The organism is Moorena sp. SIO1G6 (assembly GCF_010672795.1).
Classification (GTDB): Bacteria; Cyanobacteriota; Cyanobacteriia; order Cyanobacteriales; family Coleofasciculaceae; genus Moorena; species Moorena producens.
Window position 1 is genome coordinate 1 of the sequence record NZ_JAAHFZ010000176.1, and the last position, 1,500, is coordinate 1,500.

The 1,500-nt window shown below is 37.9% G+C and carries 2 protein-coding genes and 2 pseudogenes; 3 read left to right on the forward strand and 1 reads right to left on the reverse strand.

All coding sequences use genetic code 11. The features are described from left to right. Window positions 1–87, forward strand: a pseudogene (locus F6K63_RS38200) (zinc ribbon domain-containing protein); the annotation flags it as partial. 221 nt (window positions 88–308) lie between these two features. Here the strand turns inward: F6K63_RS38200 and F6K63_RS36830 are convergent. Next, window positions 309–629 carry a hypothetical protein gene (locus tag F6K63_RS36830; protein WP_008180860.1) on the reverse strand — a complete coding sequence of 107 codons (321 nt, stop codon included), beginning with the start codon at window positions 627–629 and terminating at the stop codon, window positions 309–311. Between the two features lie 326 nt (window positions 630–955). On the opposite strand from F6K63_RS36830, the gene F6K63_RS36835 reads away from it, so the two are divergent. Both F6K63_RS36835 and F6K63_RS36840 read left to right on the forward strand, forming a co-directional pair. Then, entirely contained in the window at window positions 956–1,114 is a 159-nt protein-coding gene (locus F6K63_RS36835; protein WP_154659698.1) for a hypothetical protein, read from the forward strand. A 270-nt stretch (window positions 1,115–1,384) separates the two neighbouring features. Beyond that, window positions 1,385–1,500, forward strand: a pseudogene (locus F6K63_RS36840) (IS630 family transposase); the annotation flags it as partial.

A 1,500-nucleotide genomic window follows, 5' to 3' on the forward strand; every position in this document is an offset into this window, starting at 1 on the left:
CGAGATCTAAATGGCGCTCGTGGAATATTTATACGAGCTTTGGTAGATACACCCTGGATGAGAAATCATCTTGCATTGGCGGGCTAATATTTGCTTTTGGTAGATATTGGTAGCTAAAAAGTATCGGCTATTGATATGCACTGGCTATTAGGCTCCAATCCTATGGCTAGGGTTTTTTGATTAACTGCTAACCCTAGCTATAACTTTGATCACAAGTCGCAATCAAAAGTATTACTTCCTCATCTTCCCTATCCTCACCCTCTTCACCCTCTTCTTCCTTGTCCCCTGGTGCCTTTTCCCTGTATCAGTTAACCTTTGCCCCCTACCATGATTTCAGTATTTGTCATCGCTAAGCGTTCGATAACTTGCTCAGCAGTGATCAAGCGTTTTAGGACAACTTGACCAATAGTTTTTGCTGACTCAGGTGAAGTGTTAGGCATGGGTTTGACTTCAACCATAACCACAAGGTCTTCAACCTGATAGAGCCACAATTTTTCTCCTTGCTCTAGGATAGAAAGGTTCATTTGCTTAATTTCTGGCAGGCGTCGCCAAGCGTTTTCGTTCCAAAGACCTCCAAACTCCCAAACGCGCCCGACTATCCAGCCTTCCGATAAAAAGAAATATTTCACGTTGCTCTTCGCTAATCCTGCTCTATATTTCTATTTTCCACTCAAATTGAATTTTTCAGCTTAAATTGACGATTTAATTCAAATTTTATGCAACAACTGCAATTGGTGAATTTCAGGACTTACGCACCAAGCTTGGGGTGCATCTCATCTTTGTAAAAAAGAAGGGAAGTGCCGGAAGTGTCGGAAGCGTGGGGATTTTAGGGAGGGTGGGTAGTGTAGGCAGTTTGGGAATTTTATTAGAATTTTTGTTTAATTGCAAAAATGAGATGCACCCCCAAGCTTGTCGGTTAAGACTAGGTGTGGGGTGTAGTGGAAATTTATAGAATTTGACAAAATCATCAGTATATGATTTACAGCAGTCAGCTAAGGCGCTACAGATGGTGCTACTTGAGCTGCTATCAGCTATCAGCTATCAGCCAATTTCTGATCAAGATCAGGGAGTTATCCTTAAAGGAGGTATTGATATTTTTGTTCTCAAAGGTTAATTTTAGGTAAGCATATGCTTACAAAGCATTTTTACTTGACCATAGTTTTTTTATGTAGCTGCTTTGGGTATCGATTTATGGGTAAAATAATCGATTTATGGGTAAAATAATCGATAATCCAGATAAAAAAAAGGACAATAAAAGCCAATCAAATTCTTATATAACCTGGCTTTATAAGCTGTTCGGCATTTAAATTGGTATAATAAAAATTAATAAATAACCCAATAATAGGAAATATGCCAGCAAAAAATTATCTGACAGCAAAAAACAATACTTCAAAAAGCCTTAAAAATAGAAGAAAATGGAAATATTAGAGAACGTATTTTAATTTTGCTGTTGTTGAATAGTGGAAAAACACAGTTAGAAATTGCTGAAGTTTTGGGTTG